The organism is Mycobacterium sp. IS-3022 (genome assembly GCF_001500065.1).
In the GTDB taxonomy this organism is placed as follows: Bacteria; Actinomycetota; Actinomycetes; order Mycobacteriales; family Mycobacteriaceae; genus Mycobacterium.
This window is the reverse complement of sequence record NZ_LQIN01000007.1, coordinates 15,647-30,407: the sequence shown is the minus strand read 5'-3', so window position 1 is coordinate 30,407 and position 14,761 is coordinate 15,647. Positions and strand designations below refer to the sequence as shown.

General features: G+C 67.8%; 14 protein-coding genes and 1 tRNA gene. 7 read left to right on the top strand and 8 right to left on the bottom strand.

Annotated features, from left to right (window positions below; all coding sequences use genetic code 11):
* Nucleotides 1-22: 22 nt before the first annotated feature.
* From stf0 to AU188_RS07325, 3 genes are all read right to left on the bottom strand, one after another.
* On the bottom strand, nucleotides 23-826 hold the full coding sequence (stf0, locus tag AU188_RS07335) for a trehalose 2-sulfotransferase (protein ID WP_059163140.1): 804 nt from the start codon (nucleotides 824-826) through the stop codon (nucleotides 23-25).
* A 69-nt stretch (nucleotides 827-895) separates the two neighbouring features.
* Nucleotides 896-2,260, bottom strand: a complete 1,365-nt coding sequence (locus AU188_RS07330; RefSeq protein ID WP_059163078.1) for a sulfatase family protein — start codon at nucleotides 2,258-2,260, stop codon at nucleotides 896-898.
* A gap of 119 nt (nucleotides 2,261-2,379) precedes the next feature.
* Complete coding sequence (locus AU188_RS07325; protein ID WP_059163077.1) at nucleotides 2,380-2,862, bottom strand: hypothetical protein; 483 nt, start codon at nucleotides 2,860-2,862, stop codon at nucleotides 2,380-2,382.
* A gap of 48 nt (nucleotides 2,863-2,910) precedes the next feature.
* Between AU188_RS07325 and AU188_RS07320 the strand changes: the two genes are divergently transcribed.
* Nucleotides 2,911-3,582, top strand: coding sequence for a phosphatase PAP2 family protein (locus AU188_RS07320; protein ID WP_059163076.1), 672 nt, complete (start codon nucleotides 2,911-2,913; stop codon nucleotides 3,580-3,582).
* Here AU188_RS07320 and AU188_RS07315 read toward each other — a convergent pair.
* Nucleotides 3,536-5,026: a bifunctional phosphatase PAP2/diacylglycerol kinase family protein gene (locus AU188_RS07315; protein WP_059163075.1), complete on the bottom strand. Its 1,491-nt coding sequence runs from the start codon at nucleotides 5,024-5,026 to the stop codon at nucleotides 3,536-3,538. The genes AU188_RS07320 and AU188_RS07315 overlap by 47 nt on opposite strands.
* Nucleotides 5,027-5,153: 127 nt before the next feature.
* On the opposite strand from AU188_RS07315, the gene AU188_RS07310 reads away from it, so the two are divergent.
* Nucleotides 5,154-5,771 carry a L,D-transpeptidase family protein gene (locus AU188_RS07310; protein ID WP_059163139.1) on the top strand — a complete coding sequence of 206 codons (618 nt, stop codon included), beginning with the start codon at nucleotides 5,154-5,156 and terminating at the stop codon, nucleotides 5,769-5,771.
* A 1-nt stretch (nucleotide 5,772) separates the two neighbouring features.
* On the opposite strand, the gene AU188_RS07305 is transcribed toward AU188_RS07310, so the two are convergent.
* Nucleotides 5,773-6,231: a nuclear transport factor 2 family protein gene (locus tag AU188_RS07305; RefSeq protein ID WP_059098799.1), complete on the bottom strand. Its 459-nt coding sequence runs from the start codon at nucleotides 6,229-6,231 to the stop codon at nucleotides 5,773-5,775.
* Between the two features lie 30 nt (nucleotides 6,232-6,261).
* Entirely contained in the window at nucleotides 6,262-7,767 is a 1,506-nt protein-coding gene (locus AU188_RS07300; protein ID WP_059163074.1) for an FAD-dependent oxidoreductase, read from the bottom strand.
* Nucleotides 7,768-7,877: 110 nt separating this feature from the next.
* On the opposite strand from AU188_RS07300, the gene AU188_RS07295 reads away from it, so the two are divergent.
* Nucleotides 7,878-9,581 (top strand): Hsp70 family protein, encoded by a 1,704-nt coding sequence (locus AU188_RS07295; RefSeq protein ID WP_059163073.1) that lies wholly within the window; start codon nucleotides 7,878-7,880, stop codon nucleotides 9,579-9,581.
* A gap of 24 nt (nucleotides 9,582-9,605) precedes the next feature.
* Complete coding sequence (locus tag AU188_RS07290; RefSeq protein WP_059163072.1) at nucleotides 9,606-10,058, top strand: cupin domain-containing protein; 453 nt, start codon at nucleotides 9,606-9,608, stop codon at nucleotides 10,056-10,058.
* Nucleotides 10,059-10,061: 3 nt separating this feature from the next.
* Here AU188_RS07290 and AU188_RS07285 read toward each other — a convergent pair whose 3' ends face one another.
* Nucleotides 10,062-11,243 (bottom strand): DUF7159 family protein, encoded by a 1,182-nt coding sequence (locus AU188_RS07285; RefSeq protein ID WP_059163071.1) that lies wholly within the window; start codon nucleotides 11,241-11,243, stop codon nucleotides 10,062-10,064.
* A gap of 165 nt (nucleotides 11,244-11,408) precedes the next feature.
* On the opposite strand from AU188_RS07285, the gene AU188_RS07280 reads away from it, so the two are divergent.
* Nucleotides 11,409-12,074, top strand: coding sequence for a VldE C-terminal domain-containing protein (locus tag AU188_RS07280; RefSeq protein ID WP_286137348.1), 666 nt, complete (start codon nucleotides 11,409-11,411; stop codon nucleotides 12,072-12,074).
* A 392-nt stretch (nucleotides 12,075-12,466) separates the two neighbouring features.
* On the opposite strand, the gene AU188_RS07270 is transcribed toward AU188_RS07280, so the two are convergent.
* Nucleotides 12,467-12,540, bottom strand: a tRNA-Gly gene (locus AU188_RS07270).
* Nucleotides 12,541-12,585: 45 nt separating this feature from the next.
* Here AU188_RS07270 and dcd point away from each other — a divergent pair.
* Nucleotides 12,586-13,158 (top strand): dCTP deaminase, encoded by a 573-nt coding sequence (gene dcd / locus AU188_RS07265; protein WP_059098673.1) that lies wholly within the window; start codon nucleotides 12,586-12,588, stop codon nucleotides 13,156-13,158.
* Between the two features lie 119 nt (nucleotides 13,159-13,277).
* Nucleotides 13,278-14,603: an ammonium transporter gene (locus AU188_RS07260; RefSeq protein ID WP_059163068.1), complete on the top strand. Its 1,326-nt coding sequence runs from the start codon at nucleotides 13,278-13,280 to the stop codon at nucleotides 14,601-14,603.
* Nucleotides 14,604-14,761 lie beyond the last annotated feature (158 nt).

Sequence of the window (14,761 nt, the reverse complement as noted above, 5' to 3'; positions counted from 1 at the left end):
GTGGTCGCGCAGATCGGCTGACTCAGGTGGGCAAGCCATCCCGCTCGGCGTCGGCCCGGTACCTGTCGACCCAGTCGTCGGAGCGTTGGTCGGCCTGCCGCTCCAGCACCGGCTCCGGCGCAAGCCGGCGGTCCTGGCCGAGCGCCTCCAGGATGTCGCCGACGACCTGGGTGATGTTGCGCCACAACACCGGATAGGACACTTCGATGGGCGAGACGCCCTCCTGGGCGAACCAGTTGCGCCAGCCTTCCTGCTGGGCCCGCAGAATCGTGACGACGTGAGCGATCGCGCCTGCGTGGTATTCAGCGCGCGCATCGCGCGACGGGTCCGGACGGCCGCGCCAGCCCCGGGTCTGCACCGCGCGCCAGAACGAAACAGCTTGTGACACAACGTCGGGGCGATGGACGTGAACTAGTAGAGGGTCACTGCCGATGACGTCGCGGATGGCCGAGAGCAGGCCGGTGCCCGAGCGGTCCGGCAGCCCGTTGGCGCGCTCGAGCAGCAGCGGTGTCTGGTTCCACATCAGCTTGCCGCCCCAGATGCCGTTGGGGGTGCGGCCCGCTGTGCGGATGTAGTCACGCCAGATCTCCGGCGGCGCCAGGTCGGGCTTGCCGTCGTCGAGGGGATCGAGGAGTCGCAGGATCGATTCGTCGGTGGCCTCCTCGAACCACTGACGCGGCTGGGGCGCCTGACTGGTGGTCGGCAGGTACTGGAAGAACTCTGCGGGTTCGCCGGCGACACCCGTCGCGCGCAAAGACTCGACCAGCAGCGTGCTACCGCTGCGCTGGGACGCCAGAACGAGGTACGCCGTCGCGTGCGCTGACATGCGCGAGAGCATAACGGGACTTCAAAGATCATGCGCGGCGGAGGTTTTCGATCATGATGCGCGAAACTCTCAGCTGCTGTGGTTCCCTTCGACACCGCGGTCCGAGGCGATCGCCGACCGGCTGGTGACGCTAGGACCGTGCAGGCGTAGGTAGGTCTCGGTGTAGCGCTCGGATATGCGGGTGCCCGCGAACTCCGACGGGATCACGTCGTTGGTCTTGGTGCGCCAGTCGTTGAGCAGCAGCGCCAGGTCGTCGGCGACGGCTTTCGCGCTTCCGGTGGCGTCCGGCCCCAGCAGATTGCGTGATTCGGTGGGATCGGTTCGGAGATCATACAGTTCGCGCTGCGGGCGTTGGGCTTGCACCAGCGGCGCCACGGTGCGGCCGGGAGCGCTGTCGGCGATGTCCAAGGGCAGATCGAGCAGCGGCCGCGCCGCATAGTTCTCGATGTAGCTGTACTCCTTGGTCCGGACCGCGCGGATCGGATCGAAGGAGTCGTGGTACGTCTTCGTGGTGTAGACCTCGGTGCGCGCCGGCGCCGCCGCGGTAAGCAGACCGGCCGAATGTGACAGGCCCTCGACATCGGCGGGGATGTCGACGCCGAGAAGCTCGAGCAGGGTGGGTAGCAGGTCCACGCCGCTGAACAACTCGTCGTAGACCTTCGGCTCGATGTTCGCGTCGCGTGGGGGGCGCATGATCATCGCGATGCCCGTGCCGGCGTCGTACAAGGTCGATTTGGCGCGGGGTAACGCCGGGCCGTGATCGGTCGTGAACACCACCCAGGTGGTGCGGTCGAGGCCCGTGGTCGACAGCGCGTCGACCAGCTGGCCGACCGCGGCATCGGCGACCGATATCGCTCCGTAGAACGCGGCGAGATCCTCGCGGACTTCCGGGGTATCGGGCAGATAGTCGGGCACGACGACGTCGGTCGCATCGGCGGGTTCGTACCTGTCGCGGGGATACGGTCGGTGGGTCTCGAAGAAGCCCGTAGTGAGCAGGAACGGCTGCGCGGGCGGGTCGGCCAGCCAGCGGGTGGCCTGGTCGACGACGTACTCGCAGTATGAGTTGGAGACGTCGAACTCGTCGAAACCCAGTCTGGCCGGATACGACGTTTCGTGCTGCATACCGAACAGCGCAGTGTGCCAACCCGATTCGGACAACAGGTCGGGCAGGGTGCGCACGCCCGTCCGGTATTCCCACCCGTGGTGGGCCAGTCCGACCAACCCGTTGCTCTGCGGGTAGCGGCCGGTGAACAGCGAACCGCGCGACGGCGAGCAGAGCGGCGCCGTGGCGTGCGCGCGGGTGAACAGAATCCCCTCGGCGGCGAGCGCGTCGAGGCGCGGACTCGACACATCCTGATGGCCGTACGCACCGAGATGGCGACCGAGGTCGTGCCAGTGCACGATCAGCACGTTGTCCGGTCTCGGGTCGCTCACCGCCTGTCCTCTCGTCGCTGCCGTGCCCACTGAAACGTAGGCGGTACGGGCGGGCAACCCTTTGGCTCGCAACGAGCCGCCACCGTTCTGAATACCCCAAGGGGTGCGCCAACGGGCGGTCAAGGGTGGTAGGGCACTCCCACCGCGCGGAACACGTACTCGGGCGGTGCGTCGAACGACAGCGATCGCCGGGGCAGGCGCATCAGCACGTCCTCGGGGATCGTCACTTTGTAGTGCATCGAAAGTTGGCCGCTGAAGCGCGAATCGATCCCGGCAATGTCGACGTCGATCAGCATGCCGGTAGCCGAGAGTTCGGCGCTGACGGGGCCCGATTGCGCGGCGTCCCAGCGTTGGTCGATGGTGCCGGCCGCCAACTTCGGAACCGTCGACAGCGTGCCGAGGACCCGCTCGTGGGTCAGCGCCAGCGAGCCGACGTAGCTGGTGACGTTGACGTTCGCGCGCCGGCCCGGGATTTTGCCGCTGAACCGCCGGGTGACCGCGATGTACTCGGCGAGGAAGATGACGCCTTCGGCCTCCACCTCGGTCCGCATGTCGTCGGGCAGACCGCCGATTCGGAGCAGCTTACGCAGGAACACGGCCATGAGCTGTCACCCTAACGGCACAGTGATTCACGTGGTAGAGCTGAAGCGGTGGCATCACCCAAGCGCTGGCTGGCGGCAACGGCCGTTGGCGCGATCGCGGTGTATGCCGTGCTGTGGGTGGGATATGCGCAGCAGTGGACGTGGCTGACGGCCGTCGACTCCCGCGCGCTCGACTCGTTCTATCGTCGTGGCGACGGACATCCGGGCTGGGTGCTCGGGTGGGACGTCCTGTGCACCCTCCTGGGGCCTAACGCCTTCCGGTTGATCACCGTCGTGGTGATCATCGTGGCGCTGGCGCGGCGCAACGTCCGGATCGCGATGTTCCTTCTGATCAGCGTCGAACTCTCCGGTCTCGTCACCGAGGCCGCAAAGGCGGCGGCCGATCGTCCCCGCCCGGACACCGCGTTCGTCTTTGCGCTCGGCACGTCGTTCCCCTCCGGCCACGCGCTCGGCGTGCTGGTCGCCGTACTCGCGCTGTTGACCGTGGGACTGCCGATCGTGCGGGCTCCTGCGCGAGGTTGGCTGATCGCGTTCGGTGCGGTTGTCGTCGTCGTGATCGGTCTCGGTCGGGTGGTGCTCAATGTGCATCACCCGTCCGACGTGGTGGCCGGATGGGCATTGGGCTACGCGTATTTCGTGTTCTGCCTGCTGGCGGTGCCGCCGTCGCGACCGCTCACGGTAGCGGACGAAACACCGGAAGCGCCCGGTACCGCACACTAAAACTGGCCGTGGCGCATTCGGTTCCGACTTCGCCGTCCAGGGCAAGCATCGTGGGACCGTCCACCGCCGTGAACTCGAACTCCGGAACCCGCATCTCGTGATAGAACGGGCTGCGCACAAGTCGGCCGAGGGCGGCGTCGACGAGGATGCGCAGCCGGCTGAACCGGCGGCCGGTCTCGAGAATCCGGATGTCCATCAGGCCGTCGTCCATGCGGGTCCGCCGCGACGGCGCGAATCCTGATGGCAGATAAGCCGAATTGCCCAGGAAGAACAGGAACGTCTGCAACGTCTTGTTGTCGTAGCAGATGCGTACCGGCTTCTCGTGGCGCAAGGTGTGAAACATCGCGTACAGGCCGGCCAGCGGCTTACCGACCTTGTGCTCGTACTTCTCCCTCGTCCGCACAAACGCCGGGTACGCGCCGATACTGGCGGTGTTGACCACCATCTGATTCTCGTTCATGCACACCAGATCGACACACGCGACGCTGCCCTGCCGGATCGCCTCGATCGTCTTGTCCACTGTCTCGCAACCGATGTCCTTGGCGAAGTGGTTGAATGTGCCGCCCGGGAAAACCGCGAGCGGGATACCCGCTTCGAGGGCGGCAGCCGCGGCGGACGACACCGTGCCGTCCCCGCCGCCGATGGCGAGGACCTCTGCCCGCTGCGCCGCCGAACGCAGCACGCTTTCGATGTCGTCGTCATCGTCGAGCTCGGCGATCTCCGTGCGGGGCAAAGCGTTTCGTACCTGCTCGACGATCCGCGCACCTGTACCGCTGCCGGATGTCGGGTTGACGACCAGCACCACCCCGGCTCCCTCCGGACGCGGCGGGGTCTCCACCCGAAGCGGGTCGGCGGTCGGGATCCTCGGTGGGACCACCGCGGGGACCACCCGTCCGCCCAGCACGGCTACGCCGGCGCCGATGCCGAATCCGGCGAGCACGTCACCGGGATAGTGCGCACCCGTGGCAATCCTCGACATGCCGACCAGACCCGCCAACAGCGTGAGCCCGAGGCCGAGCGGCGGGCTTTCCAAACCGACCCCGACGGCGAATGCGGCCGCGCTGGCCGAATGCCCGGACGGTAGCGAGTTGGACGTCGGCGTCCGACGCGCCTGGCGCGCCAACGGCACCAGCAGGCGGTTCGGCCGCTGTCGCCGCCACACCCGCTTGGCTCCCTGGTTGGTGATCAGGCTGGTGACCGCAAGGGTGAGGACACCGCGGATCGCACCGCGCTTTGCCGACGCGCTCCCGGACGCCGCCAGCATCGCCGCGATGGCGAACCACAGCTTCGAGTGATCGGCCGCGCGGGTCAGCCGTGGCATCACCGCGTCGAGCAGTGGACTCGGCGACTCCGCGATCGCTTCGAACACCTCGCGGTCGAGCGTGCCGAGGCCCTGGCCGATCTGCCGGATACCGCGGTGGCGACTCCGGGACAGCAAGTTCATCCCCCCAACGTATCCACACTCCGCACCAACTAATCCTGGCAACGCCGAGCGTGGCTTACCCGACGGGCGCAGCGCCGGGCCATAGCATGACCGGGTGCGCCTGCTGACCCTGCTGTGTGCGGTCGCGATGACTCTGGCGATGGCGCCCGTCGGCCGAGCGCAGACCGTACCGTGGTTCGCCCAGTCGGTCGGCTCGGCCACCCAGGTGATCTCGGTTGTGGGCACCGGCGGTTCGAAGGCGAAAATGGACGTCTACCAGCGGACCGCCGCCGGTTGGCAACCAGTGGCGGCGGGCATCCCGGCCTGGATTGGCGCGAACGGCATGTCGCCGCAAACCCATGACGGCGAAATGAAAACGCCCATGGGCGTATTCACGCTCGACTTCGCGTTCGGCACCGCACCGAACCCCGGCGGGGGCCTGCCGTATGTCCAGGTCGGGCCCGACCACTGGTGGGACGGTGACATGAAAAGCCCCACCTACAACACCATGCAGGTCTGCAAGAAGGCCCAGTGCCCGTTCGACACCGATCCGGCCAGCGGCACCGAGAATCTCGACATCCCGCAGTACGTGCATGCGGTCGTGATGGGGGTCAACAAGGCACGGGTGCCCGGAAACGGCGGCGCATTCTTCCTGCACGCCACCGACGGCGGCCCGACCGCGGGATGCGTGGCGATCGCCGACGACAAACTGGTCGAGATCATGCGGTGGCTGCGGCCGGGGGCGTTGATCGCGGTCGCTCAGTGAGTCAGATGTTCAGGGCCCGACCGGGTTTCACCTTGAAATTGAGCGCCTCGAGCGACATCGACGCGTCGTAGGTGCGGTCGTATCCCGTCTCACTGATCCGCCACCCGTCGCTGGTGCGCCGGTAGCGGTCGTGATAGAAGCCCGCGCCGATCAACATGAAGTTGAAGTCCGGCGCGATCACCCTGTCCTGCAGATACCAGGTGCCCGTCGCCTCGTCACCGTCGACGGTGATCTCGGGATGGGTGACGCGGTGTTCGGTGATGATCTCGGGACCAAGCGAGTCGCGCATGAACTTCACCAGTTCTTCGCGGTTGGTGAAGTGGTGCTCCTCGCCGATCGACTCGCCGTACTTGCCGACCACATCCTCGGTGAGGGTTTCGGCGAACTCGTCCCAATGCTTGGTGTCCAGAGCGCGCAGGTACCGGAACTTCACTTGCTGGATCTCGTCGATGTCACCCATGGCGGACATTGCAGCACACGCGGGTGCGGGTTACCGCGCGGATGTCAGATTGCGGGTGGCCGGGCCCTCGAGCAGCGTGCCGTCGGGCGCGAAGCGCGATCCGTGCAGCGGGCACTCCCATGACTCGTCGGCGTCGTTCCAATTGACGATGCCGCCCAGATGCGGGCACACCGGCGACACCCGGTACTCGCGGCCGTCGACCACACTTCGGGCCTCCAGGTCCCACGGCGGCCCGCTGACCACACCGCCCTCGTCGGGCGTGCGGTTGGCGATTCGGGTGACCGGTGTGATCCACCCTCGCGCCAGATACAGAGCGACCTGCGCGTTGGTCTGCAGCGCCTTTGGGATCCCGGACAGCTCGTGCGGACTCCAACTGGCGAACGCCTCCGCCCAGTCCATCCGCCCGCCGAGGATGCGACTCGACAGTGCGAGCGCCGCGGCGGTGCCATTGGTCATTCCCCACTTGTCGAAACCTGTTGCCACGAAGATCTTGTCGTTGCCGGGCAGGATCGGGCCGACGTAGGGCAGTTCGTCGATCGGCGAATAGTCCTGCGCGGACCAGTAATGCGTCTGCATCGCACCGGGGTAGTGCAACTTCGTCCACTGGTCGAGTTCCTGCACCGAGGACGCGGGGCTCTTCTGGTGACCGACCGGATGTCCTGCGCCACCGGTGATAAGGAAGTCGCCGTCGGGTGTCGGCGCGTACCGGACCGACCGGGTGGGGGAGTCGGCGGAGATGTACATCCCGCGCGTGATGTTGCCCGGCACCTTGTACGCCATGCAGTAGGAGCGTTGCGGCTTGAGACGGGCGAAGAAGCCGCCGCGATCCAGGATCGGAATACCCGTCGCGAGAACGGTTTGATTGGTGCGGACGTCGAATTCGTCACCGGCGCTGGTGCGGACGGCCAAAGCGAGTCCGTCGCCCTCGGTCGAGACCTTCTGCACCCGAACGCCTTGCGCCAACCGGCCGCCGCGCTCCTCGAGTTCGACGACCAGGCTGTCCAGCAACGGCATCGGGTCGAACTGCGCCTGGTCGGCCAGCCGGACCGCGCCGTGGAACGGGAACGGCACGTCGGCCTCGTCCACCCACTGGGCGTCGAGCCCCGCGGCCTCGCAGGCCTGCAGCTCCTGACGCACCGACGAGACGCCTTTGTCCGACTGCGCATAGGTGTAGGCGTCCTCGCGCTGTACGGACAGCCCGTGCGCCTCGCAGTGCTGAATCAGCCACTCCTGACCCTCGCGGTTGCCCTGGACGTACTGGCCGGCCGTCTTGGGACCGTGCTTGTCGACGATCTTCGACAGCTTGGTGCTCTGCAGCAGGCTGATCTTCGCGGTGGTGTTGCCGGTCGCGCCCGCGCCGACCCGTTGCGCTTCCAGCACCAGCACGTCTTTGCCCGCCCGCGCCAACAGCACTGCGGTGATGAGGCCGGTTATCCCGGCACCCACGACCACGATGTCGGCCGAACGATCCGATTCGCCCAACGGCTCGGGCGGTGTCGGCTGCTCGACGCGGTTTGCCAGCCAGAGAGATGTCATGGCCTTGCAGATACCCGTTTGGGGCGGCCCAAAACGACGGCGGCCGAACGGGGTTCGCACGGAGTGTCTGACGGTTTCCGCGTGGTCGGACGGCTATCGTGTGGTCCGTTATGAGCGACCCGTTGGGGTTGTCGATCGGGACGACGAACTTGGTCGCGGTACGTGTCGGCAATCAACCTGTGACCAGGCGTCCGGTGTTCACCCTGCCGGACGGCGTCGTGATGACCGGCTTGGTCGAGCGCGTCGGCGACTCGGTGCCGCTGGTCGCCCCGGACGGATCGCTGCATTCGGCCGACCGGCTGCTGGTCGCGGCGCTTGCCGAGCTGGTCGACAGCATCGGTGGCGGGCCGTCGGCCGATGTCACCGTCGCGGTCCCCGCGCATTGGGGACCCGCGACGCTGCAGACGTTGCGTACCGCGATGCGCGGAAACTCGGCCCTCGGCGCTGACGGGCCTGCTCGGCTGGTTTCCGACGCCGCCGCGTCGCTGAGGGCGCTGCAGGCCAATCCCGGTCTCCCGGCGCAGGGTGTGGTGGCCCTGTTGGACTTCGGCGGCGGCGGAACCAGCATCACGCTGGCGGACGCGGGCGCCGCTCTCGAGCCGATCGCCGAGACCGTCCGGCACGCGGAGTTCTCCGGCGACTGGGTGGACCAGGCGCTGCTCAGTCATATTCTCGACGAGCTCGCGACGTCTGGGCGCGTCGATCCCGCGAGTACCGCCGCGGTGGGATCGCTGACCCGCCTGCGAGACGAGTGCCGCCACGCCAAGGAACGGTTGTCGGGGGAGGAGGCGACCGACGTCGACGCGGAGCTGCCCGGCCACCGGGCGGCGGTCCGGGTGACCCGCGACGAGCTGGAGGCATTGATCGCCACACCGCTCGCCTATGTTCTACAGAAGCTAGATAATACGTTGCAGCGCAACGTAATTGACCGCTCTGACATTGCGGCCGTCGTCGCGGTCGGCGGCGGCGCCAACATTCCGTTGATCCGGCGACGACTTGCCGAGCACTCCGGCATCCCGGTGACCGCGACACCGCAACCTTCGGTCGCGGCCGCGGTGGGCGCCGCGCTGATCGGGGCCTATACCTCGGCCGCCGAAGCGCAGACCGGCTTGGCTCCGGTGCCGCCGGCGGAGGTCGACTCGCCGGGGTCGGAGACGTTTCGGGCGCTGGCGTGGTCGCAAGACGACGACGCGGCCGGCGAACCCGTGCCTTACACCGGGCTGGAACCGTACGAGACTCCGTACGACACCGGGTCGATGCGGCCACCGGTGCGGTACGTTGCCCCGACCGGGCCGATCGACGAACCGCGCATCTGGCAGCGGTTGCCAGGGATGGTCTTCGGCGTCGCCGCCGCCGTCGCGGTGGTCGCCGTCGGCGGAGTGGCGATCGCGTTGACGAGCGCGACGGGCAGCACCGGTGTGTCGGAGGTGCCACGCACCTCGCCGGTTCCGCCGCCGTCCGCGCTGCCTCCTGCGACCAGCGAGGCGCCGCCGCCACCACCCGTGGAGTCGGTCACGGTCACCGGTGCGCCGCCGCCTCCGCCGATGACCAGCGAGGCGCCGCCCCCACCGGTGACCACCGTCGTCACCACGACGGAACCGACCACCACCACAACGACGACCACCACAACAACAACAACCACAACGACGACGACCACCACGACAACGACATCCACGACAACCACCCCATCCACGACGACGACGACCACCACCCCGACGACGACGCCGATGACAACCACCTACCTGACGGTGCCGTTCGTGCCCGTTCCGATCCCGATCCAGGTCCCACAGAATCCGTACCAGCCGGTCCCGTAGGCCCAGGTGACGGATAATGCGGTGATGAACCGTGCGGGTAGGGCAGTCGCGGCGGCGGTTGCGGTTGTGTTCGCGGGAATGACGGTGTCATCGCCCGCGGCGGGCACGCCGGCCGAGGGCGACATCGAGCGCACCGATCTGGCGAAGGGCACCACAAATACGCCGATCGCGATCGTCACGGTGGGCCAGCCGACGACCCTGTATGTGCAGAACCTCGTGCTGTCTCCGGCGTCGAGCAGCGGTTGGCACACGCACCCCGGCCCCGAGCACTCGGTGATCAACGCCGGCACAGTGACCCTGCAAACCGCGACAGGTTGTGCGCCGATCGCCTTCGCTGCGGGACAGGCCATCTTCGTCCCGGCCGGCGTGCCGCATGTGGTGTCCAACAAGGGTTTTGAGCACGCGGAGGCGACGGTCACTTACACGCTGCCTGCCGACCGGCCGGTTCGGGACGATGCCCCGGCCGCCTGCCCGTAGGGCTTAGCGCCCGTACGAGTAATCCGGTTCGTGGAACCGATTGATGATCGGGATCCGCTCGATGATGCGGTCGCGCAGGCGCGGCTGCGGCGGAGGCACATAGGCGGGCACCGGCGGGGGCGGTGCGTACACGGGTGCGGGCGGTGTGTAGGCCGGCGCGGGCGGTGAGTAGGCCGGCGCGGGCGCCGGTGGCGCGTACGCGGGCGCGGGCGCGGGCGGCACATAGGCAGGTGGTTCGTAGACCGGCTCGGCAGCGGGTGCGGCCGGAGGTGGAGGCGCGGCCACGGCGATGGTCTGCGCGACCACCGGTCTCGCCTCGGCAGGCGTCGTCACCTTCTGCACGGCCGGGGGCGCCTCTTCGGCGACGGCAACGGACTCGTCGTCGGCGCCGGCGGCCGCAGGTGCGGGATCGTCGTCACCGGTGAGGCTGAGCCCGACCGCCGCCGAGACCGACACCACGAACGTCACCACGGCGGCGACGAGCACCGACGCCAGCGCGCCCACCGTCGTGGGCTGGCGGGAACCCGTCGCGTCCAGAGCGTTCACCGCACGCGCCGACGCCAACGCCGCGCCGCGTGCCATCGCGAGGTCGGCCTCGGCCGCGGAGAACACCGGTGATTGCGTGACATCGCCGAGCGTCGAGGTGATCAGATCGAGATCAGGGGCCGACCCCACCACGAAGATCGCGGCCGGCTGCCATTCATTGAGTTCGAGCATCGCGATCACGCTGCTCGGCAACTCGATGACGTCGGCGCCGTCGAGCGGTCGGGCGATGCGGTCGACGGTCACGCCGTCGCCGGTGACCATGGCGACCACCGCGGCGTCGGGTTCCACGATGCACACCGCGACGTCGTCGTAGTCAGCGAGGTCGGCGATGCCCGCCGCCAGCACGTCGCCGGCCTCCAGTTCGGAGATCGCGATTGCGTTGTCGTAACCGCGGGCGGAGAGCGCCGTGAGCACACCGGACGCGACCTCTTCGGCTTCGTTGGTCCAGGTGACGCCGATCGCGTGGATCGGGCTGTCGACGACGTCGGCAAGCACCACGTTGAGCAGATCGTCGGGATCGACCTCGGCGTCGAAGTCGAACGAGCCGCGGTCGACGGTGGCGCCCTCGCCGGTCGTGCCCTCGACGAGCACCCACCGAACCGTGCTGGACGTCATTGACAGGCCGAGCACGAGGTCCATATTCGTGTCCCCGTTCTTGCGGTGAATCAGGTTCTGAGGTTACCTCCCGACCGCCGCGGTGCCGAACGAGAGCATTGAGCACCAGCTCACGTTCGAGGCGGACCGAGCGCGTTCGGCGGATCCGCGGAATTGCGGTCAAGGTAACGATTTGATATACAACCCCCCGTGGGACGGCACTCCGTAGCCAAGAAGCGGCGCACGCCACCGATGGGCGTGGTTGCAGCCATCGCCCCGGCAGCGCTCTTCTTCGCGGTGGGAGGAGACGTCCACCTTTCCGCCCGCCCGGCGCCCGAAACCGAACCCGTCGTCGAGGATGCCACGCCGTGTTGCGTGGAGATCGTGGCGGCGGCACCGGCGACGCGACCTGCGGCTCCGTCGGTCGGTCAGGTCGCCTTGAGCGCGATGCCCGACGCCATGGTGGCAGCAGCCCGGTACCGCACCGTCGACCGTTCGCTACCGGTCGGAATGGCGCCCGAACGCGGGCTCCAGGTGAAGACGATCCTGGCGTCGCGTGCGATCAGCGATGCGTTCCCCGAGATCAGCAACATCGGCGGGGTACGACCGGATTCGCTCAGATGGCACCCCAATGGCCTGGCGCTCGACGTGATGATCCCCAACCCCACTAGTGCGGAAGGGATCGCGCTCGGCAACGAAATCGTCTGGTACGCACTGCGGAACGCGAAGCGTTTCGGATTGCAGGACGCGATCTGGCGCGGCGTCTATTACACCCCCGACGGTGCGCAGAACGGTGGCTACGGTCACTTCGACCACGTGCACATCACCACGACGGGCGGCGGCTATCCCGACGGTGACGAGGTCTACCTCCGCTGACGCGTTGACCTGCAGCCGGTCTCAGTGGTGCCCGCCGTCGTGTTCCCGGCTGTCCACCGGACCGGTCACAGGGTTGGACGCGTCCGGTGCGGTGGGGGCAGGCACGCAGGTCGGTTTGCCGTCGACGACGGATTCGCTTCCGGTGCATGCAGGTTCCGCGACCGGCTGCGGATGAGTATCGGTCAGTGCGGCTACGGCGGGACCCGTGGCGAGCGCGACACCGAGGACGGCTGCACCGGCAAACCTGCGGACAGGCCTTGGCAGATCGAACATCTCACACCTCCGGTTCGAGCGCCTCGACAAGAAGCACACGAGGCAAAGTCGAGACTATTGCCGGTGCGGGGCGAGGCGGGGTGAATTGTGCAGAAAACCGACGCGCTTGCGACATCACATGGAGCCGGTGACGGGAATCGAACCCGCGTTCTCAGCTTGGGAAGCTGATGTTCTGCCATTGAACTACACCGGCTGGTTTGAGCACGAAGGCTAGCATCCGAGCGGCTACGCTCGTCGGGTGCTGCTCTCCGACCGCGACATCCGCGCCGAGATCGCCGCCGAGCGACTGAGTCTCGACCCGTTCGACGACACGTTGGTCCAGCCGTCGAGCATCGACGTCCGCCTCGACAGCTTGTTCCGCGTCTTCAACAACACGCGCTACACCCACATCGATCCGGCCAAGCAGCAGGACGAGCTCACCAGCCTCGTGCAGCCCGAACCCGGCGAGCCGTTCGTGCTGCATCCCGGCGAGTTCGTGCTGGGCTCGACGCTGGAGCTGTGCACGCTGCCCGATGACCTGGCCGGCCGGCTGGAAGGCAAGTCCTCGCTGGGCCGCCTCGGGCTGCTGACGCACTCCACCGCGGGCTTCATCGACCCGGGTTTCTCCGGCCACATCACGCTCGAACTGTCCAACGTCGCCAACCTCCCGATCACGCTGTGGCCGGGCATGAAGATCGGCCAGCTGTGCCTGCTGCGCCTGACAAGCCCCGCCGAGCATCCGTACGGCAGCGCCAAGGCCGGGTCGAAGTACCAGGGCCAGCGGGGTCCGACGCCGTCGCGCTCGTATCAGAACTTCATCAAGTCCAGCTGAACCTCGACGCATGGTGAGCACGCGGTAACCGCGCAGAAACACGAAACAATCCGGAAACACGCGCGCCCCGCGACCGAAACCTGAAGCCGAAATGCTCGTCCCCGACCGGGAGGAGCCCCATGGACGCGATCGATCCGGCCGCGACGGCCTGGCTGCTGGCGGCGACGGCGATGGTGCTGTTGATGACGCCTGGCCTGGCGATCTTCTACGGCGGCATGGTCCGCACCACCGGGGTGCTCAACATGATCATGATGTGCTTCATCTCGATCCCGTTGTGCACGGTCGCGTGGTTGCTCGCCGGCTACAGCGTGGCGTTCTCCGACGACGCAGGCGGCGGGTTGATCGGCAACCTGACCCACTTCGGGATGCTCGGCATCGATCCGACCACGCTGCGCGGCGAGGTTCCCGAACTGCTGTTCGCGACATTCCAGCTCACCTTCGCGATCGTCACCGCCGCGCTCATCAGCGGCGCGATCGCCGACCGTGCCCGGTTCGCGGCCTGGATGGTGTTCGTTCCGGTGTGGACGGTCGCGGTGTACGCCGTCGTCGCGCACTGGGTGTGGGGGCCCGGCGGCTGGCTCTTCGAGTTCGGCGTGCTCGACTATGCCGGCGGTCTGGTCGTCGAGATCGTCTCTGGCGCTTCCGCTTTGGCGCTCGCCCTGGTGCTCGGCCCGCGGATCGGCTTCAAGAAGGACGCCATGCGCCCGCACAACCTGCCGTTCGTGTTGCTCGGTGCCGGGCTGCTGTGGTTCGGCTGGTTCGGGTTCAACGCCGGGTCGGCGCTGGCCGCCAACGGCACCGCGGCCGCGGTGTTCCTCAACACGCTGGTGGCCGGCTGCCTCGGCATGCTCGGCTGGATCACCGTCGAGCGGCTCCGCGACGGCAAGCCGACCACCTTCGGCGCCGCCTCGGGTGTGGTCGCCGGTCTGGTCGCGATCACACCATCGTGCGGGACGGTCAACACCCTCGGCGCGTTCATCGTCGGCGCCGCCGCCGGAGTGGTCTGCTCGTTCGCGGTCGGGCTGAAGTTCCGATGGGGTTATGACGACTCGCTCGACGTGGTCGGCGTGCACTTCGTCGGCGGGGTCGTCGGTGTGCTGCTGATCGGCCTGATCGCCACCGAGGTGATGACCGCGGGTCCGTCGGGCCTGTTCTACGGCGGCGGACTGACCCAACTCGGCAAGCAGTCACTGGCGGTCGTGGTCGTCGCCGTCTACGCGTTCACCGCCTCTTACGTGATCGCCAAGATGATCGACCGGGTGATGGGCTTCCGGGTCAGCCCCGAGGACGAGACCACCGGGGTCGACTTCACCCAGCACGCCGAGACCGCCTACGCGGAGGGTGTGCACGGCCACGTGCCGACGAGGCGCCCGGGTCTGGGCGGACTCGGGGCCCTCGAAACACCCGGAACACCACAGCCGGCGGAAACCGCCGAAGAGAGTTGAACCGCCGGGCGCTTTCGGTCGTTGACACGAGTAGGGTCTAGATACCGGAGTCGGCCGTACCCGTGCCGTCCACACGCCGGCCGTGGCTGATCGTCCCTAGCAAATGCGGGTTCGGGTGTAACGCCCCTGCTGCTCAGGACGATAAAGCACTAGTCGGC